This window comes from Mycobacterium sp. (assembly GCF_032161845.1).
Taxonomy (GTDB): Bacteria; Actinomycetota; Actinomycetes; order Mycobacteriales; family Mycobacteriaceae; genus Mycobacterium.
Genome location: NZ_JAVRQA010000061.1, coordinates 1 through 25844 on the forward strand (window position 1 = coordinate 1; position 25844 = coordinate 25844).

Below are 25844 nucleotides of genomic sequence, written 5' to 3' on the forward strand. Positions count from 1 at the left end.
AAGATCATGGAATTCGCCCGAATGGCCGTGGGCGGCAAGGCGATCAGCACCCTGTCGACCGGCTATCTGAACGCACTGGAGTTCGCGAAGACGCGCGTCCAAGGCACCGATCTGACGCAGCTGACCAACAAGTCGGCGCCGAAGGTGACCATCCTGCACCACCCCGACGTCCGTCGATCGTTGCTGATGCAGAAGGCCTACGCGGAGGGACTGCGGGCGCTCTACTTCTACACCGCGGCGCACCAGGACGACGTCGCCGCCGAACTCGTCTCGGGCGCCGATGCCGACGTCGCGGGACGCGTCAACGACCTGCTGCTGCCGATCGTCAAGGGCGTCGGGTCCGAACGGTCGTATCAGTATCTGTCCGAATCGCTTCAAACCCTGGGTGGTTCGGGCTATCTGAAGGACTATCCGATCGAGCAGTACATCCGCGACGCGAAGATCGACTCGCTGTACGAGGGCACCACCGCGATCCAGGCGCAGGACTTCTTCTTCCGCAAGATCGCGCGCGACCGCGGGGTGGCCATGGACCACGTGATGGGCCAGGTCCGAAACTTCGTCGAGCGGCCCGATGGCCGCCCCGAACTGGCGGCGTGCCGGGCCGTGCTGGCGACGGCCGCAGCCGACGTGCGCGCCATGATCGCCGCCCTCACGGGATACTTCGTGGAGGCAAGCACCGATCCTCGCCAGGTGTATCGCGTTGGGCTGCAGTCGGTGCCGTTCCTGCTCGCCGTCGGCGACCTGCTGATCGGCTGGCTGTTGCTGTGGCACGCCGAGATCGCGTTGTCGGCGCTCGACAGTCAGCCGTCCGACCGCGACCGCGCCTTCTATCGGGGAAAGGTCACGGCCGCAACGTTCTTCGCGATGAACGTGCTGCCACGGCTCGGTGCCGAACGACGGGCGATCGAGACCACCGACCTTGCTGCGATGGAACTCGAGGAAGAGGCGTTCTAGCGGGTCGTCGCCTGGCTGTGCTGCACCGCCGGGGTCCCGAGGTCGTCGGGCGCCACGGCCGAGAATGCGCCGAGAGCAGCGACGCCGAGCACCATGGTCGCGATGATCAGCCAACGATTGGGCATATCGGGATCGGACATGCTCGGTCTCCTACACAGTGGGTGGCCCCGCCCTGATGGGCCGCGCTCACTAGGTAGGAGTACCGAAGCACCTCGATTCACTCACTTTTTGGCGACGAACTTTCGTGAGCTCGCGGTCGCCCGGACGCGCTACGGCGTGTAGCCGAAGGGCAACAGCACGCTCTTGGACTCGCAGTACGCCTCGATGCCTTCCGGCCCGTTCTCGCGGCCGATGCCCGAGTTCTTGTAACCACCGAACGGCGCACCGGGGTCGAACGCGTACATGTTGACCGCGTAGGTGCCGGTCCGAATCTTCTTGGCGATCTCCAACGCCTTCGGAAAGTCGGTCGTGTACACGCTTCCGGCCAGTCCGTACGCCGAGTCGTTGGCGATGCGGACGGCGTCGTCCTCGTCGTCGAACGGGATGACGGCGAGCACCGGGCCGAAGATCTCCTCCTGCGCGATGACCATCGAGTTGTCCACGTCGGCGAACACCGTCGGCTCGACGAACCAGCCGCTGTCCAACCCCTCGGGGCGGCCGCCGCCGGTCACGATCCGGGCGCCTTCCTCGACGCCCTTCTTGATGTAGCCCTCCACTCGTTCGCGCTGCTTCTCGGAGATCAGCGGACCGATCATGGCGCCGGGGTTGTCGGGCAACCCGATCGGCATCGCCGCGACCGCGGCCGACAGTTTCTCGACGACCTCGTCGTAGCGGGACCGCGGCGCCAGGATCCGGGTCTGACCGACACAGGCCTGCCCGCAGTTCATCAGGCCGGAGAACACCAGCATGGGGAGCGTCGAGTCGAGATCCGCGTCCTCGAGGATGATCGCCGCCGACTTGCCGCCGAGCTCCAACGTGCAGGCCTTCAGCTTCTCGGCCGCGATCTTGGCGACCTCCTTGCCGACGCCCGAGCTGCCGGTGAAGGTGAACTTGTCCAACTCCGGGTTTGCCGTCAGCGCGCGGCCGGTCTCGGCGCCGCCGGGCACGATCGAGAGCACGCCCTCGGGCAGCCCGGCCTCGGCGAACATCTCCGCCATCGCGAAGACCGACAGCGGGGTCTCGGATGCGGGCTTGAGCACGACGGTGCAGCCGGCCAGTAGGGCGGGGCCGAGCTTGTTGGCGGCCAGGAAGAAGGGGACGTTCCATGCGGTGACGGCCCCGACGACGCCGATGGGCTCCTTGAGCACCAGGGTCTGGCCGTAGATGCCGTCGCGAATGTCCTGCCAGGTGAACTTGTCCGCGGCGCCGACGTAGTAGTTGAACGACGACATCGCGGCGCCGTACTGCATCATGTCGACGATGGTCGGCGGCTGGCCCGTCTCGGCGGCCAGCAGGAACTTCAGCTCGTCGGCGCGCTCCTCCATCAACTTGACGGCGGCACCGAGAACGGCGGCCCGCTCCTCGGGTGAGGTGTGTGGCCACGGTCCCTCGTCGAACGCCTTGCGGGCGGCGGCGCAGGCGGCGTTGACGTCGGCTTCCGACGCCATCGGCACCTTGCCGACCAGCTCGCCGGTGGCGGGCGAGTGCACTTCGATGACCTCGGAGGTGGACGGCTCGACCCACTTGCCGCCGATGAACAGCTTGTCCCACTGTGTGCGATAAGCCGCTGCCGCGGCGGGTGTCTCGGTGGCAGTGCTCTGTGTCATGGGCGTCACATTACCCATCGAACGGCCAAACGAGAACCTGTTGCAGTTCAGTGGTTCAGGTCGGACGCAACACCAGCACCAGGTTGCTGACCAGAAACTCCCTGAGCACCGGCACCCGCGTCATCCACCAGGCCCATCGCGGGTGGTAGCGGGGGAATGCGGCGATCAACGCGCCCGTGCTGGCCGCCCACTCGAGACCGTCGGCAGCCGACACCTCGAACAACGACGAGCCGTAGTCATTCTTCGGCCGGTGACCGTGCCGACGGGTGTACCGCTCGGCGGCGCGTTCGCCACCGAGATAGTGCGTCAACCCCATTTCGTGGCCGCCGAACGGGCCCAACCACACCGTGTACGACAACACCACCAACCCACCCGGCCTGGTCACCCTCAACATCTCGCGCCCCATCCGCCACGGGTCGGGGACGTGCTCGGCGACGTTGGACGACAGGCAGACGTCCACGCTGTCATCGGCGAATGGCAGCGCCATGCCCGAGGCGCGGACGAAGCTGCCAGTACCCCGCTCACCCGCCGGGCTCGTGGTGGATGTCGCCGCCAGCGCGGCTCCGGCGTGTGCCTCGTTCGGATCCGGCTCAACGCCGACGTAATTCATGCCAACGGCACCGAACGCAGCCGCGAAGTAGCCGGGCCCCCCGCCGACGTCGAGCAACGTGCGTCCGGCCGGGTCGGAGCCGATCAACGCGGTGACGAGGGCGACGGTGTCGTCGGCAAGGGCTCCGTAGAACCGGGCCGGATCGGACTGCTCGAAGCGGAACTGGCCGAGCAGCCGCACCGAGCGCGTCAGGGTGGCCTGCCTGGCGAAGGCGGCGGTAGCGGACACCGGACAACCCTATCCAGCGCCGAGTGGCCCGGTTATGTCGCGCAGGACGGCCAGAAGCGTGCGATGACTGGTCATTCGCGCGGGGCTTAAGCTGGTCGCAATGTCTGCCCACGCCCTCCGAAGTGTCTTGCTGCTGTGTTGGCGCGACACCGGGCACCCTCAGGGCGGCGGCAGCGAAACCTATCTCCAGCGGATCGGCAGCCAACTGGCGGCCGACGGCATTGACGTCACCCTGCGAACCGCCCGCTATCGGGGTGCCCCGCGTCGCGAGGTGCTCGACGGCATCACCATCAGCCGCGGCGGTGGCCGCTACAGCGTGTACGTCCTGGCTGGGCTGGCGATGCTGGGGGCACGCGTCGGAATCGGCCCGTTGCGGCGGGTGCGACCCGACGCGGTGATCGACAGTCAGAACGGTGTGCCGTTCCTGGCGCGGCTGGCGTTCGGGCGACGATCGGTGCTCCTGGTCCACCACTGCCACCGCGAGCAGTGGCCGGTCGCAGGCCCGCTCATGAGCCGACTTGGCTGGTTCATCGAGTCCACCCTTTCGCCGCTCCTGCACCGCGACAACCAGTACGTCACGGTGTCGCTGCCGTCGGCCCGCGATCTCGCCGACCTCGGCGTGAATCCCGACCACGTCGCGGTGGTGCGCAACGGGTTGGACGAGGCGCCCGCCGATACGTTGACGCTTCCGCGGTCCGAGACCCCGCGGGTGGCCGTCCTCTCCCGCTTGGTGCCGCACAAGCAGATCGAGGACGTGCTCGACGCGGTCGCCGAATTATTGCCACAGACACCGGATTTGCGCCTGGACGTCGTCGGTGGCGGCTGGTGGCACGAACGTCTCGTCGCGCATGCGTCGAACCTGGGCATCGCCGACCACGTAACCTTTCATGGTCATGTCGATGACTTCACGAAACATCAAGTGCTGCAAAGGTGCTGGGTGCACGTGTTGCCGTCGCGCAAGGAAGGCTGGGCGCTCGCGGTCGTCGAGGCGGCTCAGCACGCCGTGCCGACCATTGGATACCGGTCATCGGGCGGGCTGACGGATTCGATCGTCGACGGCGTCACCGGCCTGCTGGTCGACGATCACGCCGAGTTGGTGTCGGGCCTGAAGCAGCTGCTGTCCGACGGCGTGCTGCGTGAGCAACTCGGCACGAAGGCTCAGGTCCGCAGCGGCGAATTCTCCTGGTCGCTGAGCGCCGACGCGATGCGCGTCGTCCTCGAATCAGTGGTCGAGGGCAGGCTGATCAGCGGAGTGCTCTAGCTCCGGCGGGTCGGCGAGTGTCGGTGTGCCACCGATGAAGTCGTCCCAATGCCGCCGAACGGGAGCCCAGCGTTCGTCGAACGCGGCTGCCCGCCGGACCGCACGGGCTCGCTTGGCCGGGCGGTAGCGTCTGCGTGCCCACGGCGACGTCGGTCGCGCCAATCGCGTGGCGGCCACCCACGCGACGGGGCCGACGAAGAGGCCAAGCAACGCGGTGGGGTACTTGCCCTTCAGCGCCGTGATCGCGACGAGGGCGAAGTTGAGCAGCAAGACCGCGACTGCGGCGTAGCGCACCGCGGCGACCTCGGGCGGCAGATCGTCGACCGGGGATACCCCGACCGTCGCCAGTCCGACGCATGCGGCGGCCAACGTCACGACGTTGACCGACAGTTGCCCCTCCTGCGACCAGTACACGTCCTGCAGTCGGAAGATCATCGCGAACTCGTCGAGTACCAGCGAGGCACCCACTCCGACCAGTAACCCGGCGAGGTAGGTCCACACCGACAGCGGCGGTGCGCCGATCCCGGTGAAACCGCCAACGATGAGCAGCACGATTCCGGGCGTCGAGTGGTGCATGTGCACGCCACCGCTGCTGACGTTGTGGAACGGTCCCTTGCCTGCCCGGATCAGCCGCGTGATGGTGCGAGTGGTCACGAACGTCACCACGAAGGCGGTGAAGCTCAGGAGCAGCGGTCCCTTGTGCCCGTGCACGACCTCGTGCTGCCACCAATCGCTGAGCCAACCCATGGTGCCTAGTAGACCTCACTGCGGCGCCGTCGCAACGCAGTCCCGAGCATGCCGACGGCGCCCGCGAGCAGCGTCGCCAACCAGACCAGGTGCGCGGCGATCATCAAGTCACGGTGCGCCGCGCCAGGATGCTGGCCGCCGACCCGGTAGACGGTGAGGTCGTCGTCGGCGAAGGCAACTGGCAGCGCGAGCGGGGGCTCTGTGCCGTTTTCGATGCCGCCTTCCACCACTACCCAGCCGACGCCCGCTCTGGCCAACTCGTCGGCACCCGCTCTGGACTGCAACAGGCGTTCGACCTCGCGCGCGCGTTTCCCTTCGCCGGGCACCGTCTGCCCGCCGATGACCAGGTCGCCGGTGGTCAACACGTCGGCGGAAACCCAGCGCGGCAGCGGGTCCAGGATTGGTGCGTCGCCGGCCCACGGGTAGTGGCGCATGCTGTCGGCGGGCAGCACCGCGACCGGCCGGGGATCGGCATTGAGGAGGGCGGCCGCCGCCGTCCAACCGGCCGGGTAGCGCACCGGGGTCACCTTCCCGCCCACGCCCCACGCCAGGTCGGGCAGCACCGCCACCAGCGCCAGGCAGCACACCGCCGCGGTGACGACCTGCGGCACCCGGCGCTGCAGGGTGACAACCGCCGCCGCGCCTGCCACCGCGTAGGCCGGCAGCGCCAGCGCGACCCACTTCTGCGCGTCGCGCAGCACGCCGAGTCCAGGCACCGCCCGGACCACGGCCTCGACCGCGGCCAAGCCAGGGCCCGTCGCCATCAGGGCGGGCGCAACCACTGCGACCCCAGCCAGCACCAGCAAGGGGCGCGCCGCCGGATAGCGCACCGCCGTCGCCAGGCCCACCCCAACCACCGTTAGCAGCACGACGGTCGCGACGACTGCGAAAAGCGTTGTCCTGGAACCAGGCACCGCCTGACCATTCCAGATTCCGCCAAGGCCGGCGACGCTCAGAAGCGTGCCGAGGCCCGGCTCGGCCCTGGCGGCGAACTGAGGCACGCCGGCCGCTTGCGTCAGCGACAGCGATCCGGCCAGCAGGGGGGCGACGAGCCACGGCAGCGCGCCGAGAACTGCGGCGCCGAGCGAAACCGCCGCACACCGCCGTCGCGAGCGACCCGCGCCAGGGGCGGCACAGCTCACCAGCGCCACGGCCGCCGCAAGCATCAGCCCGGTCGGGGTCAGCCCGGCGAGCGCGGTCCAGAACAGTACGGGCCACCAGTCGCCGTCGCCGGAAAACCTTCCCGGGTCGCTTCGCTCTCCCCCGCAAGCGGGGGGACCCCCAGCACCGGCGCGCAGCCGCAACACTGCGGCGGCGATCCACGGCAGGCAGCCGTAACCGACGAGGAGACTCCAGTGCCCTTGCAGAAGACGTTCTGCGACATAGGGATTCCAGATCGCGAGCGTCGCGGCGACGAACTGGCCGGGCAGCCCAGCGGCGGGGACCACGACGCCGGCGAGCTGGGCGGCGCCCCAGCCCGCGAGCCACAGACCCACGATCAACAGCAGCTTGACGACGATGCCGCCGTCGACGACGTGCGACGCCAGCGCCACGGCGAAGTCCTGAGGCAGTGCCCGAGGCGCCGCGTCCGTGAGCCCCAGCGCGGCATCGGTCAGGTAGGCCCGCGGCGTGGACACCGCATCACGAAGCAGCAGATAGCCCGGCGCCAGCAGTGGCGCCGTCACCGCCAAGGACAGTGCCAGCGTGTAGGCGGGCACCGCCCAACAGCGGAGGAATCGAGCGGTCAGACCGGTCGGTCCGGAGGCAGGTCGGACGGCCGCTGCGTGGGTATCTTCTCGGTCGCGGCCTCCGCGGCGGGCATGGGGCCGGTATCGGCCGGGCGCCTGCCGAAGAATCCGTGGCCGGTGTCGTCGAGACCGGGATCGATGAGCGCGGACTCGGCGCGCAGCGTGAACGATCCGAGCAACACGCCGCCCACCAGGGTCAACAAGCCGAGGGCCGTGAACGTGATCGGCAGGATGCGGCCCCACAGGGCGACCACGTCGCCCTCGTCGCGGGCACTGGCCACCTGCGCCTCGACGGTTTCCTCGTTGGAGGTGACCTTGTAATCGGCGAAGGTCACCTCGGGCTTGAGGGCATCGCGGGCGTAGTAGTGGAAGCCGTGCTCCTCGGCCTTCACGATGGTGCCCGAAACCGGGTCGACCCAGAAGGTGCGCTGCGCGGCGTAGTAGCGGGTCATCGTGATCTGCTCTTCGGGGTCGCCGGGCAGCCCCCACAGCAGGGCCCGCGCGGAGACCACGCTGTCCGCGTCGTCGCCGTACAGCGAGGCGTACTTGACGGGATCGACCAGCTTGTTGTTGGAGTCGTATCCGACGTTCTGGGTAAAGCGGAAGGTGCTCAGCCCGTTGACGTCTTCTTCACCGTCGTAGTTGGCGTCGTACGCCTTTTGGGCGATTGGATCGAAGAACGGGTAGGTCTTCTTCTCGGTGTCGAACGGAAAGCGGTACGCCAGCCCCTCGTGTGGCAGCGCGACGCTGGTCGGTGGCTGCGGGTCGTCGATGCTGCGAGGCTTCTGCACCGAACCGCCGGGGTTGGTGTCGCTGGACACGGCCAGCGCGGTCTTGCGGTCCAACGTGACGGTGTCCACCAGGGCGAGCAGCAGGCCATTGTCCTGCTGCTTGTCGGTACGGCGCACCGTGTTGCCGACCTGCAGGGTGACGACGTCGGCGTTCGAGGGCGCCTCGACGCTGATCTGCTGCTGGAAGGAGACGGGCGCGTTCTTGTCCACCACGAACTTCTGACTGTTCAGCGAGGCCGGGTCGAAGACCGTTCCGGTGCCGTCACTGACCAGGGTGGTGTCGATGTCGAGGGGGATCTTCGCGATCTTGCCCTTGGTGTACGTGGACAGCAGCAGAGCCGCGATCAACAGGGCGGCACCGAGGCCCATGAGACCGCACGCCGCGATACGCAGCGCCACAGCGCGGTTCAAACCGTGCCTCCTTCTCGTCGCGAGACGGCGCCAACCCGCGCCGTCACCTGCCGGGAAGCCCCCTGGGGCAAACCTGCTCGACCCTAACAGGCAGCCAAGACACCGGTGCTCAGTACAAGGTCATCGGGCACACTGGTCGCCGTGAGTGGTAGCGAGGAGGTGTCCGGCACGCGCAGCTTCCTGCCCGCCGTCGAGGGCATGCGCGCCTGCGCCGCGATCGGGGTGGTGATCACCCACGTCGGCTTCCAGACGGGGCACACGACGTGGAGCACGGGCCGCCTGCTCGGACGCTTCGATCTGGCCGTCGCCGTGTTCTTCGCGCTGTCGGGGTTCCTGCTGTGGCGCGGTCACGCCGCGGCGGCACGCGGTCTGCGGCAGACCCCTCCGACGGGCCACTACCTGCGTTCCAGGATCGTGCGCATCATGCCGGGCTACCTGGTGGCCGTAGTGGTGATTCTCACCCTCTTCCCCGACGCCGACGCCGACCTGACGGTGTGGCTGGCCAACCTGACACTGACCCAGATCTACGTGCCGCTGACGCTGACGTCCGGACTGACCCAGATGTGGAGTCTGTCCGTCGAGGTCAGCTTCTATCTGGCGCTGCCGATCCTGGCGCTGTTGGCACGGCGACTGCCGGTGCGGGCCCGGATACCTGCCGTCGTTGGCGTCGCGCTGGCCAGCTTCGCCTGGGGGCTGATCCCCTTCTCCGTGCCGTTCGGCGTGAACCCACTGACGTGGCCGCCCGCGTTCTTCTCCTGGTTCGCCGCGGGCATGCTGATTGCCGAACTGACCGTCAGCCCCGTGGGATGGCCGCACCGACTGGCGCGGCGCCGGGTCCTGATGGCGGTCATCGCGCTCGCCGCCTTCGGCCTCGCCGCGTCGCCGCTTGCCGGCCCCGCCGGTCTTGCACCCGGCACGCTGGGGGAATTCCTCATCAAGGTGTCGATGGGCGCGGTGGTCGCGGGCGCGCTGCTGGCCCCGCTGGTGCTCGATCCACCGGGTACGTCGCACCGCTTCCTCGGCAGCACGACGATGGTGACGCTCGGGCGGTGGTCCTACGGTCTGTTCGTCTGGCACCTCGCGGCGTTGGCGATGGTCTTCCCCGTCATCGGGGAGTTCCCGTTCAACGGGCACATGCCGGTGGTACTGGCGTTGACATTGGTGTTCGGCTTCGCGATCGCTGCGGTCAGTTATGCGCTCGTCGAGTCACCGTGCCGTAATGCGTTGCGGCGCTGGGAGACAAGGCATGACGTGACACCATTGGACAGTTCGGTCACTGATTCGCCCGAGCCTGCCGTCGCGCGCTGACGCCAGCAACCACGTCAGTAACCGCCCTTGGTCGCGAGGATTCGGCGCGGGTTGTCGACCAGCATGGTGGTCAGTTGCTCCTCGGTGACGCCCCGTCGTCTGAGCGCGGGGAGCACGTCGTCGTGGATGTGCAGGTAGTGCCAGTTGGGTAGCGCGACGGGCAGTGTCGCCTCGGGGAGTGCGTCGAAATAGCAAGAGGCGTCATGCGACAACACCATCCTGTCGGCATGGCCCCGCTCGCACATCGTCGCCACGGTGGCGACGCGGTCCTCGAAGCCCAGGAACGCGTCGACCCCGAACCGGTCCATGCCGAGATAGGACCCTTCGGCGATCAACTCCTCGAGGTAGGCGATGTCGGTGGTGTCTCCGCTGTGGCCGATGACGACGCGGCTCAGGTCGACACCTTCCTCGGCGAAGATCCGCTGCTGCTCGAGACCCCGCCTGGTCGCCGCGTGCGTGTGGGTCGAGATGGGAACCCCGGTCTGCCGGTGGGCCTTGGCGACGGCCCGCAGCACCCGCTCGACACCCGGCGTCACGCCCGGTTCGTCGGTGGCGCACTTGAGGATTGCTGCCTTGACGCCGGTATCGGCGATACCCTGCTCGATGTCGCGGACGAACATGTCGGTCATGATCTCCGGGCCGCCGAGCGCGCCGCCGGGTCCCAGATAGTGGAAGTACATCGGGATGTCGTTGTAGGTGTAGAGACCCGTGGCGACGACGATGTTCAGCTCCGTCGCCGCGGCGATGCGGGCGATGCGGGGGATGTAGCGCCCGAGGCCGATCACCGTCAGGTCGACGATCGTGTCGACACCCCGGGCCTTGAGTTCGTTGAGCCGCACGATCGCGTCGGCTTCGCGCTTGGCCCCGTCGCCCCAGCCCTCGGGATAGTTCTCCATGATCTCGGTGGTCATGATGAACACGTGCTCGTGCATGAGTGTCACGCCGAGTTCGGTGGCGCCGATCGAGCCGGCCGCGGTGTTGACCCTTGATCCATTCACGCTAGCGACCATGTCGTCATGTTACGGCGGAATCCCTTGTCGGGGACGGATTTCCGATGAACTTCTGTTCAGGTCAGATCCCGTGCAGATGCCATGTGACCGACGAAGCCCAGTCCCTCTGCCATCGTTCGGTACTGCTCTGCGTGCCTGCGGTAACCGGGTACGTCTCCGGCCTGGTGGGCCAGCAGGGCGCGCAATCTCAGCAACGGCAGCTGGTGGTGGACCGTGTCGAGACCGTCGGTCCACGCGGCGACGCGATCCACCGCCGCACGAGCCTCGACGACGTCGCCATGGGCGCCGCGTCTCAACAGTGACATGACGAGGACGGTCACCGCCCTCCCCAGATAGAGGGGTGCGCATGCGTCGATGGCGTCATCGACGACGCACCGGGCCAGCTCGATGGCGCCGTCGAGATCGCCCGCTCGAGCCGACTCCGCGGCCAGTTCGGCATCGATGATCGGCACCTCGGTCAACCAAGATCTCTGCTCGTCGGCAAGCGTCCGCGCCTGCGTAAGCAGCTCGAGGCCCGCGACTCGGTCGTCGGCCCTCCCGGTGTGGACCAGAGTCAGGCCACGCGCCAGTTGGGCTAGCCCGAGGGCCAGGTCCTCGCTGCAGTCCCGCGCAATGTCCAGGGCCTCGCGTGTCTCGCGCAGCGCCGTATCGTCGGCCACCAACGCGCCAACCGCCATCCCCACCGAGTACTTGAACATCACCGTCGACACGTACGTCGTCGGGTCGACCTCGCGGGCGATCGCGTTGGCCTCGTCGAAGTCGGCGCGCCAGCCGTCGTGGCCACGACAGCATCGGGCGATGCCTCGCATTGCCGTCGCGAAGGCCAGCGGTGACCCGGTGAGGAAGTTGCCCTTCGTCGGATCGCCGTCGGCCAGGTCGATGACCCGCTGGGCCAGGTGGTCTACCTCCGTCATGGCACCGACCTCGTATTTGGCGTGTATGGCGGCCCACAGGGAACCGACCGCGAAGGTCGGATCATCGATCGCGTCGACGAGTGCGACGTACTCCGGGGCCAGTCGACTCGACTCCAGCCCGCGCCCGTTCAGCGAGAGGCCCGCCATCCTGCCCGCCATGCCCATCGCCAGAGGAATTCGTGAGCTGGCGGTCACGCAGAGTTCGCGCAGTTCGTCGAAGTCGGTTTCCGGCAGGCTCGCGCCCGCTCGCCAGGCACTGCCGCAGAGCAGGGAACGCGGAACGATGCGCAGCGAGGTTCGGTCGGTCTCGTCGGGCGGCAGCTGATCGGCCACGGTGCGCGCTCGTCGCCAGCTGGTTCGCGCGGCGCCGATGTCGCGATTGGTGAACCACGTCCCGGCGCGCATGTACCAGTCGTAGGCATCTCGGAGGTCGCCCGCCGCCTCCAGGTGAGTGCCGATCTGAGCCGCGTTGTCGTCGGCGTCGCCCGTGGCGCCGAGTCGGATGGCCTCGGCCAGCCGGCGATGCAGACGGGTCCGCACGGCCTTCAGTTGCGATTCGCTCGCGACGGCGCGGATCAGCGGGTGCCGAAATGCGTACTCGGTTGCTGGCGAGGCGATTTCATCGACGAGCTCGGCCTCGACCAGTTCGGCGATCGGAATTGCACTCCGGTCCATTTCGAGAAGCGTTGCCAGGAGGTCCGCGCCAAACTGAGAACCGATCAGCGCCGCGGCGTTCAGGGTCCGCTTGCCGCTCGCCGACAGACGATCGATGCGCGCGGCGATGGCGGCCTGCAGCGTTGCCGGCACCGTGACCTCAGCTGGGTCGCCGCGGTGGACGTACGCGCCGGCTTGGCCCTCGACGACCTTGCGATCGGCAAGATCGCGAACGATCTCGTGAACGAAGAACGGATTGCCCGCGGCCCTCGAAACGATTTGATCGGTGAGGGCATGCACCGACGGATCCGGTCCCAGCAGCGCTGCGGCCAATACCGATGACTCCGAATGGTCGAGCGGCGCCAGCGGGAGGGGGTGGAACCGCCGCGTTCGAAGGAGTGCGCCGTGGTACTCGGGGCGGTGGGTGACGACGGCCAGCGCTCTGGTGCGGGTCACCACGGCAAAGGCATCGGCGAGAATGGCTTCGCTGGCATCGTCCAGCCAGTGCGCATCCTCCACGATGACGACCGTCGGAGTGGGCTGCGCAGCCAGGGCGTCGCTCAGAACCTCGGAGAGGCGACGGCGGCGGGCGTCACCCGACACCGCGGGGCCCGCCGAGGTGGCGGGCACGGTGAGAAGCTGCTCGAGCACGCCGGCATCGTCGAGGTCTGCGATGGCGAAGACGTCTCGGAGGAGTCGAGCGACCACGTGGAAGGGGATGTCACTCGCGTGGGACTCGCAATACGTCGAGAAGATCCGCATGCCGCGCTTCCGTGCCGAATGGGCCACCTCGCCTGCGACACGGCTCTTCCCGATCCCTGCCGGGCCTGCGATTCCGATTACCGAGCCTTCCCCGGCGTCAGCGCGTTCGAGCAATCCTTCGATGACGGCGGCTTCCCGACCCCGGCCGATGAGTGCGGAGTCACGGCCCTCGGGCCCGGACCGTCTGCCGTCGACGGCGATCAGAAGCCGGGCAGGCACCGGCGCGGTCGAGCCCTTGATCTCGACCATCTGCAGATCGCCGCAGACGGCGGTGTTCGCGACGAGTCGGGCCGTCGCTTCGGAGATCATCACACCGCCGGGCGGAGCCACTGACTCCATCCGCTGTGCCATCCCGACGTGGGCACCTACCGCGGTGTAACTCGTTGGATGCGAACCGATTTGACCCGTCACCACCTCGCCGGAGTCGAGCCCGACCCGCATCGCGTATGCCATCCCGTGGCGTTGTATCTCCAATGCGGCAAGGCACGCACGGGTCGCATGATCCTCAAGGGCGACGGGTGCTCCGAACAGCGCCATGATTCCGTCGCCGGTGAACTTGTCGACCGTGCCGCCGAAACGTCGTACCACGGCCCCGCATCGGGCGAACAGTTCGGCCATGACCTCGCGCAGCCGCTCCGGGTCGAGGGTCGCCGCCAGATCCATCGACCGGACGACGTCGGCGAAGAGAACGGTGACCTGCTTGTACTCGGTGGCCGGTTCGATCTGGGCGATCGGCGCACCGCACGCGTCACAAAATCGGGCACCGACCCGAGGTTCGGTTCCGCAAGTCCCACACGAACTCTGCCCTGCCGCCATCGGTTGGACCCCCCGTCGGCCGAAGGATTGATCAAGATTAGGACAGGAGGTGTGCGGCGGGAGGATGATCGGCCCAAAGGGGCTCACCCGGAGGGGGCGATCCGATGTCCAACATCCTTGCCTACACCTCGCCTGCACTCGGAAATCTCTCCCCGATGTGCGCGCTGCTGAGCGAGTTGGTCCAGCGCGGTCATCACGTCGACGTACGCACGCTCGCCTCCGGCGTTCCGGTGGCACGCAGCACCGGCTGTGTCGCCGACCCGATAGACAGTCGCATCGAGGCGATCGAAATGACCGACTGGAAGGTCAAGACGGGGAAGCCGGCCTTGAAGGTGGCGTTCGGCGTGTTCGCCGAGCGGGCGGCGCTGGAGGTCGACGACCTTCGGATGGCGATCCAGGTGACTCGCCCCGATGCCATCGTGGTCGATGCGAACTGTTGGGGTGGCGCGGTTGCCGCCGAAGCGTCGGGCGTCCCGTGGCTCGCGTTCTGGCCGTACTTTCCCTATCTGCGGTCACCTGGGATCCCCCCGTTCGGTCCAGGGCTTCGACCGTGGGCCGGACTGGCAGGCCGGGTTCGTGACCGTCTGCTGGATCCAGTGGTCACCGGCCAACTGACCACGTTGATGTTGCCGGCGGTCAACGACCTCCGAGGCGAAATGGGCTTGCGTCGAGCAGATTCGGTAGACGACCTATTGCAGCGCGCCCCGTTGATGCTGGTGGCCAGCGCTCCGCCGTTCGACTATCCGCGGTCCGATGCCTCAGGTCGACTGCACATGATTGGGCCGTGTGAATTCGATCCGTCCCCCGCCGGCGGTGCGGCCTGGCTGGACGACATCGAGGGACCGTTGATTCTGGTGACGATGTCCTCCGAGCGGCAGGACGATGCGGCGTTGGGTATCACTGCCGTAGCAGCCCTTGCCGACCAGCCGGTCCACGTCGTCGCCACGTTCCCAGCCGGGGTGCCACCAGGAATCGCGTTGCCTGCCAATGCCTCGGCCGTCCAATTCGTCTCGCATGCCGCGGTTCTGGACCGAGCGGTCTGCGCAGTGACGCACGGCGGTATGGGCGGGACACAGAAGGCATTGGGGCGGGGTGTGCCGGTGTGTGTCGTGCCGCACGGTCGCGACCAGTTCGAGGTCGCCCGGCGCGTCGAGGTCGCAGGCTGTGGGACCCGGCTTCCCGCGCGCCGGCTGACGGCCTCGCGGCTGAAGGCCAAGACACTGCAGGCGATCTCAATGACCGAGGGGGCTCGTCGCGTCGCCGAGGGGTTCGTCGCGACCGGCGGCGTCCGCCGCGGCGCCGATGTCCTCGAGAGCCGGTTGCTGACCGCCTAGTCGGATCGGCACCACCGACGCCGCCAGCATGCCGACCGAGATCAGCGCCAGCAGTTGCACGCCCCAGGCGTGACCGATGTAACCGTCGACCGATCGCCAGGGATATTGGCTGAGCACGGCGCCCGCAAGGATCAGTCCGCCCGCGCTGGCACCGAGCGCGACCCGGTTGGACAGCTCTTCCCGTGCCCGCAGTAGATGGCGCAGCCCGATCGCGGCGCCGACCACCACGGCGCCAACGAATCCCGAGACGACGAACCCGACGGCGACCACCGCCGCGCCGGCGCCGACCGGTCCTGGTTGCCAGGGCCGGGGCGGCTCGTCGGAAACCGACTCGCGCCGGACTGGGCCGAACGCGAGCAGTAACAGCAGGGGAAGCAGGGCTAGGCCGCCGAAGAGGCCAACCCGGTACGCCGTGTTCGAGGCGAAGTCGAGAGTGATGGTGCCCGAGACACCCGCGGGCACGATCCAGCCCTGCTGCCAGCCGTTGACCGTGATCGGCTTCAACACGGCGCCGTCCGCCGCCCGAGCCGTCCAACCGGGGTTGATGCTCTCGGGCACCACCAGCACGCGCTGCACGTCCGACGCGGGCACGTCGACTTGGCGGTGGTCGGGCTGCCACTGCGTGGTCTGCGTGGAAGTCGTTGGAGCGCTGGGCAATGTCGCAGCCAGTGGGCCTGCCAGCTGCACGCCGTCGGCGACGAACGCCGGGCCGGGACTGATCACCAGCTCCTGCTCACCCGCGGGCAACGCGATCGTCCGCCGCCCGCACGGCGTGGCGGCGATGGGCTCGCCGTCGAGAAGCGCGCCGACCGTGGTGTTCACCGATGTCTGGACGAACTGCCCGGCGACGCCGATGATCGGGCCCTTGCCGCACGGGAGCGCGATCGTGCGAGTCCGGTTCCGCGCGGCGTCGGGGGCGGCGATCGGGGTGCCCCTCCCGTCGAGCGCGGTGACCTCGGCCAGCCCCGGTGGCTTGACCTGGTCGAAACCCAGTGCAGTACGGTCGATTACGTCGTTCCAGTCCAGGATGGAGATCTTCACGGTGTCGGTCACGTTGGGGTGAAGCGGCACGGTCTGCTGGTCGTTGGGCCGCAGTGTCCGCACCTGCGGGCCGTCCCCGAGGTCGATCGCGACCTTCGTCGGGTGTGCTGGCAACTCAGAAGGACTCGGCGTCAGCCGCAACGCCGCGACCTCCGTCGGGCGGGGCAGCTTCAGCGTCAGATTGGCTGCGGTCCGGTGCTGCACGATGTTCTGCGGGGCGGTCCACGACGTCCGCGGGTCGCCGTCGCCTGCCGCGTAGGCGGAGCCGAGTACGTCGATGACGTCGGCGTCCCCGAGTGTTCTTGCGGTGCCGGGTTGGGCGATCAGGTCGGCGAGGTTGGGGCCCTGCCTGGCACGCACCAAGACCGTCGGCGTCACCGTCGTCGCCTCGGGTATCGACAGCGTGCGGCTGAGGTTGACGGGTTCCTCGGGGGACAGGGCCATCGTGGCGGCACACCGCACCCCGTCGGGGCCGTCCGCGCAACCCTGGCGCCCGAGCAGTTCTGATCCCAGATCCCACTGTGCGACAGCAGAACCCGGCGGTGGCGCGGGAACGTCGACGGTGTGACGGAGGCTGACCGGCTGAGCGAAGCCCGACGCGTCGTACTGGGTGATGGTGAAGTCGGTGATGCCGAACTGGACACCGGGGGAGCCGTCGTCGGTCGCCACGGCAGTGAACCGCACCCACGGCGTCTCACCGATCGGAAGCGCCGCCGACAACGCCTTGCCCGCCTGATCGAAACGCAGGGTGCTGGTGCCGGTGGCGGTGGAGACCTCGATGCGCCGCACCTGCGCGCCGACGGCGGTGGCGCTCGGGGTGATGGTGAACGCTGCGTTGGCGATCGGGTGGTCGAAGTCGACCTGAAGCCATTGGCCCACAGCCGATTGCAACGAGTTGGACACCCAGCTGGTCGCCGGGTCCCCGTCGATGGCTGCCGCTGCGCCTGCCGCAGGCGCGACGTTGGGCAGCGCCGTGGAGTCCGCCGCGGAGCTCGACACGGACAGCCTGCCGCCCGGCCAGCGGCCGAAGACGGTGGCGGCGTCACCCGCGGGGTAGTCCATGACGCGGTTGAACGTGTTCCTGGTGTCGTCGGGCGCTCGCGCGGCCGACGAATGGTCATCGACACGGCCGTAGTCGGTTTCGCGAGAGACTGGAGAGTCTGTGACCGTGACGACGGGTGCGGGCAGTCCGGCGGCGAGGGCGTCGGCCGTCAGTAGCATCGGACCGAGCGGCTGCTGGCCGAGCAGGCGACGCCGTTCGTCGATCCGCAGCAGCGCTTCGGGGCCGCCATCGACGCGGGCCATCGCGTCGGTGTCGGTGAGGTACGGGCGCAACGGTTTTGCGCCGTCGACCCGGTAGATCTCGACTGCTGGATAGCGGGGTCGCAGCCCGCTATCGGTGATGAATCCCGCTAGCGTGCCTGGGCCGACCGGATCGCCGAACTGCGCGACCTTCGTCAGCCCCGGCGAACCGTCCACGACGCGGTGCACCAGCAGCGGACGGGCCGAGCGTGAGGTCTCCGGGTCGAGATCGTTGCGCACGACGAGGTAGGAGATGCCTTGCCGAACAAGGGTATCGGCAAGGCCTGCGGACGGTCTGCCCGCGGCGAACAAGCGTTGCACCGAGTCGAGCGCGCGGATGGTGGCCGGCGGCGTCAGTGGAATCGAGTCACGCACCCCCCACGGGCTGTCGCCGAGTACCTGCAGCGGCTCGTCGTGACTGTTGCCCCAGACCTGCGTCGCGAACGGTGTGCCGGGAACCACCAGCACCCGACCCGGCTGGGTCATTCCCGGGTCGCTTCGCTCCTGCCCTCCTGGCGATCGATCGTGCTCGTCGAGCCAGTCCGCGGCATCGTGCCAATACTGCGGAATCGCGGTGAACGTGCCGGGTGGGGCCAGTCGCGCGGTCCACGCCAACGAGGTGGCCGCCGTCAGCGCCACCAGGACGACTGCACCGACGGCGATGCGCTTGTCGCGTTCGGGATGGGCCAGCGCCTGCAGCCACTCCCGCCGAGGGACGCTGCCGGGGAGCGGAACGCGGGACAGCAGGTGCGCGACGCCCAGCACCAGCGGCAGCCGGATCAACGGCTCGAGTTTGTGCACGTTGCGAAGTGGCGTGCCGTCGGCGTCCAGGAAGGCCTGCACGTAGTGGGCGAACGGACTTCCGAGGCCACCGGAGTAGGCGACGGCCAGGAGGGCGATGCCGACGAGCAGGATCGCGATCAGGCGGCCCCGCGCGGGCATCGACCGCATGGCCAGGCCCGCCATCCCCGCCGCGGCCACCAACGTCGTCGCCAGCACGGCGACCGAACCCGTGACCAGCGACGCCCCCGCGGTCGCGTTGGGCGCGACGAACGGCGTCCAGCTGTACGTCCCCCTCAGCACCTCCACCAGCGACAACCACTGCGTGGTCACGCCGGAGGATTCGATGAAGTCGAGGAACGGCGGGCTGATCCGGCCGAGCATGAGCAGCGCGACCACCCACCACGTCACGGCGAGCGCCCCGCACAACGCCCACCAGGCGGTGAACCGCCACCACAGCCTGTTCGGTCGGTGTGCCGCCCACCAGATCAGCGCGGCGAGGCAGGCCGTCAGGGTGGCCACCGCATTGACGGCGCCCATCAGCGCAACTGCCAACGCAGACCTAGCCGCCAGCACCCGCAGCGAGCCGGCTCCCCTCAGCGCCAAGATCACCGGCAACAGCACCCACGGCGCCAGCATCATTGGCAGCGTCTCCGACGAGATCGCGCCGAGCGTCGTCAGCACCCGCGGCGACAGCGTGAACGCGAGCGCGGCGATGGCCCGCGATGTCGGGCTGCCGATGTTCAAAGCCTCGGCTAGTCGCAGTACGCCCCAGAACCCCACCGCCAGCAGCAGTGCCCACCACAGCCGCTGCGTCACCCAGCCGGGCAGCCCGATCAGGTCACCCCCGAGGAAGAACGCGCCGTGCGGGAAGAGGTAGCCGTAGGCCTGGTTCTGCGCCTGCCCGAACGGTAGGTCGCTGTTCCACAGGTTCGCCGCCCTGGCCAGAAACCGCAGGGGGTTGGCGGTCAGGTCGAGCTTGGTGTCCGGGGAGATCTGTCCTGGCGCCTGAGCGAAGGTCAGCGCCAGTGCGACGGCTGCGACGAGCCACAGCCAACGGCGGCTCAGGGGTTCAGCAGGTTCAGCGGGCAGGGGACTATGTCCGGTCGCCGTACTCGACCCTGTTGAGCACGGAGGACCCCGGGTCGCCCGCCTGCAGCGGCGGCTTCGTGTCCTGCTGGACCATCAGCGTCACGCCGAAGATGGCAGCGGCACCGAGCAACAGTCCGACGACGATGCTGGCCGCAGCGGGCAAGACGAACCGTTCCACTCGGCCAAGGTAGCACCCAGCGACAATCAGACGATGTCCGAACTGTTCTGGAGAAGCGAGTCGTGCGTCGTCATGGTCGGCTACGCGGCCGATGGTTCGCTCGAGTTCCACGGAGACGACGTGGCGGCCTTCGGCACGCCGGGTCACGGCTACGAGTACTTCGTCACGGTGGCTCCCGAGCAGTTCGCGGCGCTGCGACGGGCCCTCGACGTCGACGACGAGGCCGACGTACTGCGGGCCGTCGTTGCGCGGGTCGACGACGTCATGACCGAGGGGGAGAGCAGCTGGCTCGAACGGCGCGGCGTCGAGCATCGGCGCAACGTCTGGAGTAGTCCGCCGGACTGACGTCAGTACAGAATCACGATGGCGTCGCGGCCACCGCGGCAGGTGATCCACGGATCGGCGCCCTCCGCCGAGCAGGTGACGAAGAAGTCGTCACCGACGCAGGCTGCCCCCGCCGCGCACGGGATCGCACCCTTGGCGACGACGCTGCGCGATTCGCGGCTCGGATCGGCGACGTTCCAGTACGCCTTCAGCACGCTGCCGACGAAGGAGCAGGTCGCTGCCTCGCTGCCGCGAACCCCCTGGCTGGCCCAGCCCGCCTGACCGGTGATCTGAAAACCGCCCTCACAGTCCTCACCGGTCGGATCGGCACCCCGGATCGAGGCGGGCCGCGGCCGACCCCCCACCCCGGTCGTCGGGGGTTCGGCGGCCGGCGCCGAAGGTTGCGCGCCGCTGGACGATGCCGAGGCACTCGGACCGGCGTGGTCGTCGTTCCCGCCGCGCGTGACGACGACCACCAGCACGACGATCAGGGCGATGAGCACGGCAACGCCGGTGAAGGCCCAGATCCGTCCCGCTGGCGTGGCGCCCTCCTCGTCGGGAGGTGCCTCGAAGGGGCCCTCGGGTTGCGGTGGCGGCGGGTAGGACGGACCCGGGTCCGCCAGCTGACTGGCCGCCATCGTCGGAGCGAACTCGGGCTCGAATTGGGTCTCGGGTGTCGGCTCCTCGGCCGACCAGGCAGCGACGAAGACTTCGGGCAGTCCCGATCCCGTCGTCGGATTCGCCAGGTGTTCGGTCGGTGCGTGGGCCGCGGGGTCGACGACCCGGTACGCCTTCGTGGCGGCGGTCGCGGCGTCCCGCAGCGCGGCCGCGAAGTCCAGGCAGGCTTCGAATCGCTGCCGCGGGTCGGCTGCCAGCCCCCGCATCAGCGCGGGGTCGAACGCGGCCAGGTCCTGTCGGGTGTCGCCGAGCGGGACGGGCGGCGACGCCGGCGGCGACCCGCTCAGCAGGTGGTACGCCGTGCCGGCCAGGCCGTACTGGTCGGCTCGGGGGTCGGTCTCGTCCTCGCGTCGGGGGATGCCGAAGTCCGTCAGCAGGACGCTCCGACGCCGATCGCCGGTCAGCAGGATGTTGGCCGCCGTGACGTCGCCGTGCTCCGAGCGCCGCGCGTGCGCGTAGTCCAGCGCGTCGGCGATGGACGTGGCGATGTCGAGGACCTGGTCGGCGGGCATGCCGGTGTCGTACCTGTCGCGCACCAGCGAGGCGGCGTCGGTGCCGTCGACGAAGTCCATCGCCAGCCACAGCTGACCCTGGAATTCGCCGTGTTCGTGAACGCCGACGATGTGTGGGTGCCACAGTGTGGCCGCCATGTCGGCACGCCGCTGGAAGCGGGCCCGAAACGGCTCGTCCGCCGACACCGATGCGGGCAGCACCCGCAAGGCGTCCTGCCGGAGCGTTCGCGGATGGGCGGTCAGATACACCTCGCCGTCGGGGTCCCCACCGAGCCGGCGGACCACGGTGTAGCCCGCGAAGACGTCCCCGGGTCGCAGCGACATGTTCGGCAGATTACCCAGCCGCTACGATTCGGCGCATGCCGCTGGCCCGTGACGCAAAAGAAGATTCGAAGGGCCCAAGCCAACGCAGGACCGTCGTTTCGATAGTGCTCGCCGTCATCGCCATCGCCATCGTCGCGGTGGCCAGCGTGTACTTCGTCAAGCACCGCGGTGGCTCGACCAGTGCGGAGTCGTCGACGTCGAGCGCGACGGCCAGCTCGGCCCCGCTGCCGCCACCGGAGCCACCCGCCTGCGGAGATGGCGACGCGCTGCTGGCGGCCATGGCCACGCGCGACAAGCTCGCCCAGCTGCTGATGGTCGGCGTCACGGGTGCCGACGACGCCCGCGCGGTCGTGGCGAAGCACCACGTCGGCGGCATCATGATCGGCAGCTGGACGGACCTGACCATGCTTGGCGATCCGCTCAAGGAGATCGCCGCGTCGGCAGGTCCGCTGCCGCTGGCGGTGAGCACCGACGAGGAGGGTGGCCGGGTCTCCCGGCTCAAGACCATCATCGGCGTGCAGCCATCGGCCCGGGTTCTCGGCCAGACGCTGTCTCCGCAGGACGTGCACGACCTCGCCCTCAAGCGCGGCCAGGCGATGAAGAATCTCGGCATCACCGTCGACTTCGCGCCCGTCGCCGACGTGTCCGACCAGGACGACGACACCGTGATCGGCGACCGGTCCTTCAGCGCCGATCCTCAGAAGGTCACCGAGTACGCGGGTGCCTACGCGCGCGGGCTCCTCGAAGCGGGAATCACCCCGGTGCTCAAGCACTTTCCCGGCCATGGCCACGCGTCCGGTGACTCGCACCAGGGCGGCGTGGTGACTCCGCCGCTGTCCAATCTGATGACCGACGACTTGGTTCCCTATCGCGAACTCTCCCAATTGCCCGGTACCGCGGTGATGGTCGGCCACATGCAGGTCCCCGGACTCACCGGAAGCGACCCGGCAAGCCTGAGCCCGGCCGCCTACGGTCTGCTGCGCGCCGGCGGCTATGGCGGCCTGCCGTTCACCGGGGTGGTGTTCACCGACGACATCTCCAGTATGGGCGCCATCAATCAGCACTACACCGTCGCTCAGGCCGCCCTCAAGGCATTGCAGGCGGGCGCCGACATAGCGCTGTGGATCACCACCGACGAGGTTCCCGGCGTGCTCGACGCGCTGGAAGGCGCCGTCGAATCGGGCGATCTCGACATGAAGAACGTCGACGCCTCAGTGCTGCGAATCGCCGCGCTCAAGGGAAAGAGTCCACTTTGCGGGGGCTGAAACGCCGTCGATTGCCTAGGCTGACCTGATGGCAGGCGGAACGAAGCGGTTGCCCCGCGCCGTGCGCGAGCAGCAGATGCTCGACGCCGCGGTACAGATGTTCTCGGTGAACGGCTATCACGAGACCTCGATGGACGCGATCGCCGCGCAGGCCGAGATCTCGAAGCCCATGCTGTACCTCTATTACGGCTCCAAGGAAGAGTTGTTCGGGGCCTGCCTCGACCGCGAACTGGGTCGGTTCGTGGACACGGTGCGCTCGGACATCGACTTCAGCGCGAGCCCCAGGGAATTGCTGCGCAACGCCGTGGTGGCGTTCCTCAGCTACATCGACACCAATCGCGCGTCGTGGATGGTGTTGTACACCCAGGCCACCAGCTCGCAGGCCTTCGCTCACACGGTGCGCGAGGGCCGTGACCGCATCGTCGACCTCGTCGGCGGACTGCTGCAGTCCGGTACGCGAAACCCCGGCCCCGACACCGACTTCGACATGATGGCGGTCGCGCTGGTAGGCGCGGGTGAGGCCGTGGCAACCAGGGTCAGCACCGGCGACACCGACGTTCACGAAGCCGCCGAACTGATGATCAACCTGTTCTGGCGCGGCCTCAAGGGCAGACCCGCCGATACCCAGGCGGTTCCCGCAGTCACCGGCTAGCCTTCGGCGCATGAGGTCGGATCGTCTCATCAGGCGCAGTCTCGCCATGCTGCCCGCGGTCCGCGGCTCGATCGCGGCACTGTTCGTCATCGGCGGGATCGCATCCGCCCTGCCCTATCTCTCGGCCGCCGCCTTCGGTCCCATGATGCAGGTCGTCGCCGACGCGGGCACGACCGGAAACCTCAGCGGGGTATGGGATATGAGCGGCCCGCTGGTCGCCCGCACCGATGGACCGCTCAGCGACGTCGCGGGTGCGGTGCCATTTGCGATCCTCCTGACCGTCTGGGCCGTCGCGTTGGTGCTGACGCAGCTGATGTACCTGGTCAACGCCTGGGTCGGGACGAAGGTCGAGCGGGTGCTGGTGACCGACATCCGGCAACGAGTCCACGACCATCTCCAGTTGCTGTCGCTCGATTTCTTCACCGCCTCCCGCAGCGGAGCGCTGATGCACCGGGTCACGGTGGAATCCACTGGCGTGCAACGACTTCTGACCGACTGCCTGATGCCCCCACTGATCGACTCGATCGTGCTTCTTGCGGCAGTCTGCTACCTGGCGGTGCTGTCGTGGCAGATGACGATCGCCGCGCTGATCCTCACGCCGGTGGCCCTGCTGGTGCTGAAGTACGCCGGACGCTACGTCCAGGCCGCGGTGCGACGGACGATGGATGCGGATCGGGCGATGGGCGCCGAGCTCGAGCAGACGGTGAGTGGCATCGCCGAAATCCAGTTGTTCAACGCGGAGGCGTTGCGCAGCAAGCGCTTTCATGAGGTCTCAGACGAAGCCGCGAAGAGCGATGCCTCCGCCGTGATGTGGATGCAGGGCACCGCCAACGGATCTCAGGTGTTCATCGCGCTGAGCACCGTCGTGGTGCTGCTGGTCGGCATCGGCTTCAGTTCGCACTTCGGCCTGACGTTCGCCGGCCTGATGGTCTTCGCGGGCATGGTCCCCACGATGTTCGGTGCGGCGCAACGAGTCATGGGTGCCTACACCACATATCAGTCGGTCGCGCCGAGCGCCGCGTCGACCTACGAACTGCTCGACACCCGCCCTTCGGTGGAGGAGAGCCCCGCTGCCGTCGCGCTCGGGGACGTCCACGGAAACCTGGTGTTCGAAGACGTCGCCTTCGGCTACGACCCCGCGCAGAAGGTGCTCGACGGGCTGACGTTCTCGATAGCCGAGGGCGAGACGGTGGCGCTGGTCGGTGGCATCGGATCGGGCAAGTCGACGGTGTACAACCTCCTGCTGCGGTTCCTGGATCCGCAACGGGGCCGGATCCTGCTCGACGGTCACCCCATCGACGAGGTGACGATCACCTCGCTGCGCGACCAGGTGTCCAAACTCGCTCAGTTCCCCTTCTTCACCAAGGACACGATCCGCGAGAACATCCGCTTGGCCCGCCCCGGCGCCAGCGACGCCGACGTCGAAGAGGCTTGTGAACGGGCCAACGTCCACTCCGTCATCGTCGACCCGAAGAAGATGCCCGCCGGGTACGACACGGTGGTCGACGTTCAGGTGCCCTCGGGTGGGCAGAAGCGCCTGATTGCCTTGGCGCGCTGCCTGTTACGCAAACCCGAGGTACTGCTGCTCGACGAGCCGACCGAGAATCTCGACGCCGACCAGCGGGCGCGGCTCACTGGCGTGATCCGCGGCTATGCCCTCGACCGTACGTGCCTGGTGATCAGCCACGACATGGACTTCATCGCCGCGGTGGCCGACCGCATCCTGGTCATCGAGCATGGCCGGATCGCGCAACAGGGCGACCACCGCACGCTGATCGCCGAGGGCGGGCTCTACAGGCGGCTGTACGAGGCGCAGAACGTCGCGGTCGGGTAGGGGAGTTAGAGCGCGCGCACCGATCCCGTCAGATGCGGGTAGCCCTTGCTGAGGTTGCGCAGGGACAGGTCCCAGCCGTCGGTCACACGATCCACGTAAAGGCCTACGCGGGCGGGCAGCAGCACCGGCTTGCCGAACCGCACCGAATACTTGACGGCGTCGGGGAGCCGCCCCTCGATGTTGGCCAATACGGCTGCGGCGGTGAACATTCCGTGCGCGATCGACGTCGGGAAGCCGAACAGCTTCGCCCCGATGGAGCTGGTGTGGATGGGATTGTGGTCGCCGCCGACCGATGCGTAGTGGCGGATCTGCCCGGGGGTGATGTGCAGCACCGCATTCGGCGGCGGCAGCTTCTGCTGCTTCTTCGGCTCCGGCTTCGGTTCCCCGGACAGGCTGGTCCGCTGCTGGTGCAGGAAGGTCGTCACCTGGTGCCACGCGGTGTCATTGCCGACGCTGACATCGGTGACGAGGTCGACCAGTAGACCCTTGCGGTGTTCCCTGAGGTTCTCCGCGTGCACCTTGACACCGACGACATCGTTGACGCTGAT

At 68.4% G+C, this 25844-nt stretch carries 20 protein-coding genes; 8 read left to right on the top strand and 12 right to left on the bottom strand.

Going from position 1 to position 25844, the window contains the following annotated elements; all coding sequences use genetic code 11:
- On the top strand, positions 1 to 954 hold a 954-nt coding region (locus QOD90_RS03640), incomplete at its 5' end, for an acyl-CoA dehydrogenase C-terminal domain-containing protein (RefSeq protein ID WP_526346766.1).
- Here the strand turns inward: QOD90_RS03640 and QOD90_RS03645 are convergent.
- The 3 genes from QOD90_RS03645 to QOD90_RS03655 form a co-directional block, all read right to left on the bottom strand.
- Positions 951 to 1094 (bottom strand): hypothetical protein, encoded by a 144-nt coding sequence (locus QOD90_RS03645; RefSeq protein WP_526346768.1) that lies wholly within the window; start codon positions 1092 to 1094, stop codon positions 951 to 953. The genes QOD90_RS03640 and QOD90_RS03645 overlap by 4 nt on opposite strands.
- A 129-nt stretch (positions 1095 to 1223) precedes the next feature.
- Entirely contained in the window at positions 1224 to 2720 is a 1497-nt protein-coding gene (locus QOD90_RS03650) for an aldehyde dehydrogenase (protein ID WP_526346770.1), read from the bottom strand.
- A 55-nt stretch (positions 2721 to 2775) separates the two neighbouring features.
- Entirely contained in the window at positions 2776 to 3558 is a 783-nt protein-coding gene (locus QOD90_RS03655; protein WP_526346772.1) for a class I SAM-dependent methyltransferase, read from the bottom strand.
- A 100-nt stretch (positions 3559 to 3658) separates the two neighbouring features.
- On the opposite strand from QOD90_RS03655, the gene QOD90_RS03660 reads away from it, so the two are divergent.
- Positions 3659 to 4819 carry a glycosyltransferase family 4 protein gene (locus QOD90_RS03660; protein WP_526346774.1) on the top strand — a complete coding sequence of 387 codons (1161 nt, stop codon included), beginning with the start codon at positions 3659 to 3661 and terminating at the stop codon, positions 4817 to 4819.
- Here the strand turns inward: QOD90_RS03660 and QOD90_RS03665 are convergent.
- From QOD90_RS03665 to pgfA, 3 genes are read right to left on the bottom strand one after another with little or no spacing between them, the layout of a single operon-like run.
- The gene (locus QOD90_RS03665) at positions 4781 to 5566 is read right to left on the bottom strand and encodes a hypothetical protein (RefSeq protein WP_526346776.1); all 786 of its coding nucleotides are present in this window, start codon (positions 5564 to 5566) and stop codon (positions 4781 to 4783) included. The genes QOD90_RS03660 and QOD90_RS03665 overlap by 39 nt on opposite strands.
- A gap of 5 nt (positions 5567 to 5571) precedes the next feature.
- Positions 5572 to 7284, bottom strand: coding sequence for an MmpA family trehalose lipid delivery protein (locus QOD90_RS03670; RefSeq protein ID WP_526346778.1), 1713 nt, complete (start codon positions 7282 to 7284; stop codon positions 5572 to 5574).
- 26 nt (positions 7285 to 7310) lie between these two features.
- A complete protein-coding gene (pgfA, locus tag QOD90_RS03675; protein ID WP_526346780.1) occupies positions 7311 to 8516 on the bottom strand; it encodes a cell envelope lipid trafficking protein PgfA in 1206 nt (401 codons plus the stop codon).
- Positions 8517 to 8714: 198 nt separating this feature from the next.
- On the opposite strand from pgfA, the gene QOD90_RS03680 reads away from it, so the two are divergent.
- A complete protein-coding gene (locus QOD90_RS03680; RefSeq protein WP_526346802.1) occupies positions 8715 to 9824 on the top strand; it encodes an acyltransferase family protein in 1110 nt (369 codons plus the stop codon).
- A 14-nt stretch (positions 9825 to 9838) separates the two neighbouring features.
- Here QOD90_RS03680 and QOD90_RS03685 read toward each other — a convergent pair whose 3' ends face one another.
- Both QOD90_RS03685 and QOD90_RS03690 read right to left on the bottom strand, forming a co-directional pair.
- Positions 9839 to 10834: a phosphotriesterase family protein gene (locus QOD90_RS03685; RefSeq protein ID WP_526346782.1), complete on the bottom strand. Its 996-nt coding sequence runs from the start codon at positions 10832 to 10834 to the stop codon at positions 9839 to 9841.
- 56 nt (positions 10835 to 10890) lie between these two features.
- Positions 10891 to 13980, bottom strand: coding sequence for an ATP-binding protein (locus QOD90_RS03690; protein ID WP_526346784.1), 3090 nt, complete (start codon positions 13978 to 13980; stop codon positions 10891 to 10893).
- Between the two features lie 104 nt (positions 13981 to 14084).
- Here QOD90_RS03690 and QOD90_RS03695 point away from each other — a divergent pair, with 104 nt between their 5' ends.
- Entirely contained in the window at positions 14085 to 15314 is a 1230-nt protein-coding gene (locus QOD90_RS03695) for a glycosyltransferase (RefSeq protein WP_526346786.1), read from the top strand.
- On the opposite strand, the gene QOD90_RS03700 is transcribed toward QOD90_RS03695, so the two are convergent.
- Both QOD90_RS03700 and QOD90_RS03705 read right to left on the bottom strand, forming a co-directional pair.
- The gene (locus tag QOD90_RS03700) at positions 15213 to 19529 is read right to left on the bottom strand and encodes an alpha-(1->3)-arabinofuranosyltransferase domain-containing protein (RefSeq protein ID WP_526346804.1); all 4317 of its coding nucleotides are present in this window, start codon (positions 19527 to 19529) and stop codon (positions 15213 to 15215) included. The two genes, QOD90_RS03695 and QOD90_RS03700, sit on opposite strands and share 102 nt — an antisense overlap.
- Positions 19530 to 19533: 4 nt before the next feature.
- The gene (locus QOD90_RS03705; protein ID WP_526346788.1) at positions 19534 to 19707 is read right to left on the bottom strand and encodes a DUF2613 family protein; all 174 of its coding nucleotides are present in this window, start codon (positions 19705 to 19707) and stop codon (positions 19534 to 19536) included.
- Between the two features lie 33 nt (positions 19708 to 19740).
- On the opposite strand from QOD90_RS03705, the gene QOD90_RS03710 reads away from it, so the two are divergent.
- Positions 19741 to 20052, top strand: a complete 312-nt coding sequence (locus tag QOD90_RS03710; RefSeq protein ID WP_526346790.1) for a hypothetical protein — start codon at positions 19741 to 19743, stop codon at positions 20050 to 20052.
- 2 nt (positions 20053 to 20054) lie between these two features.
- Here the strand turns inward: QOD90_RS03710 and QOD90_RS03715 are convergent, their stop codons facing one another.
- Positions 20055 to 21545 (bottom strand): serine/threonine-protein kinase, encoded by a 1491-nt coding sequence (locus QOD90_RS03715; RefSeq protein ID WP_526346792.1) that lies wholly within the window; start codon positions 21543 to 21545, stop codon positions 20055 to 20057.
- Between the two features lie 35 nt (positions 21546 to 21580).
- Between QOD90_RS03715 and QOD90_RS03720 the strand changes: the two genes are divergently transcribed.
- From QOD90_RS03720 to QOD90_RS03730, 3 genes are read left to right on the top strand one after another with little or no spacing between them, the layout of a single operon-like run.
- Positions 21581 to 22810, top strand: a complete 1230-nt coding sequence (locus QOD90_RS03720) for a glycoside hydrolase family 3 N-terminal domain-containing protein (RefSeq protein ID WP_526346794.1) — start codon at positions 21581 to 21583, stop codon at positions 22808 to 22810.
- Positions 22811 to 22838: 28 nt separating this feature from the next.
- Positions 22839 to 23462 carry a TetR/AcrR family transcriptional regulator gene (locus QOD90_RS03725; RefSeq protein WP_526346796.1) on the top strand — a complete coding sequence of 208 codons (624 nt, stop codon included), beginning with the start codon at positions 22839 to 22841 and terminating at the stop codon, positions 23460 to 23462.
- 10 nt (positions 23463 to 23472) lie between these two features.
- The gene (locus tag QOD90_RS03730) at positions 23473 to 25296 is read left to right on the top strand and encodes an ABC transporter ATP-binding protein (RefSeq protein ID WP_526346798.1); all 1824 of its coding nucleotides are present in this window, start codon (positions 23473 to 23475) and stop codon (positions 25294 to 25296) included.
- A 5-nt stretch (positions 25297 to 25301) separates the two neighbouring features.
- Here the strand turns inward: QOD90_RS03730 and QOD90_RS03735 are convergent.
- Positions 25302 to 25844 (bottom strand): MaoC family dehydratase (locus QOD90_RS03735; RefSeq protein WP_526346800.1); only part of this gene is annotated, 543 nt, incomplete at its 5' end.

Excerpts from the sequence above, each read along its gene's own strand:
- QOD90_RS03645 (WP_526346768.1), bottom strand. The coding sequence starts at position 1,094 with ATGTCCGATCCCGATATGCCCAATCGTTGGCTGATCATCGCGACCATG.
- QOD90_RS03650 (WP_526346770.1), bottom strand. The coding sequence starts at position 2,720 with ATGACACAGAGCACTGCCACCGAGACACCCGCCGCGGCAGCGGCTTAT.
- QOD90_RS03660 (WP_526346774.1), top strand. The coding sequence starts at position 3,659 with ATGTCTGCCCACGCCCTCCGAAGTGTCTTGCTGCTGTGTTGGCGCGAC.
- QOD90_RS03665 (WP_526346776.1), bottom strand. The coding sequence starts at position 5,566 with ATGGGTTGGCTCAGCGATTGGTGGCAGCACGAGGTCGTGCACGGGCAC.
- QOD90_RS03680 (WP_526346802.1), top strand. The coding sequence starts at position 8,715 with ATGCGCGCCTGCGCCGCGATCGGGGTGGTGATCACCCACGTCGGCTTC.
- QOD90_RS03685 (WP_526346782.1), bottom strand. The coding sequence starts at position 10,834 with ATGGTCGCTAGCGTGAATGGATCAAGGGTCAACACCGCGGCCGGCTCG.
- QOD90_RS03690 (WP_526346784.1), bottom strand. The coding sequence starts at position 13,980 with ATGGCGGCAGGGCAGAGTTCGTGTGGGACTTGCGGAACCGAACCTCGG.
- QOD90_RS03695 (WP_526346786.1), top strand. The coding sequence starts at position 14,085 with ATGTCCAACATCCTTGCCTACACCTCGCCTGCACTCGGAAATCTCTCC.
- QOD90_RS03710 (WP_526346790.1), top strand. The coding sequence starts at position 19,741 with ATGTCCGAACTGTTCTGGAGAAGCGAGTCGTGCGTCGTCATGGTCGGC.
- QOD90_RS03715 (WP_526346792.1), bottom strand. The coding sequence starts at position 21,545 with ATGTCGCTGCGACCCGGGGACGTCTTCGCGGGCTACACCGTGGTCCGC.
- QOD90_RS03720 (WP_526346794.1), top strand. The coding sequence starts at position 21,581 with ATGCCGCTGGCCCGTGACGCAAAAGAAGATTCGAAGGGCCCAAGCCAA.
- QOD90_RS03725 (WP_526346796.1), top strand. The coding sequence starts at position 22,839 with ATGGCAGGCGGAACGAAGCGGTTGCCCCGCGCCGTGCGCGAGCAGCAG.
- QOD90_RS03730 (WP_526346798.1), top strand. The coding sequence starts at position 23,473 with ATGAGGTCGGATCGTCTCATCAGGCGCAGTCTCGCCATGCTGCCCGCG.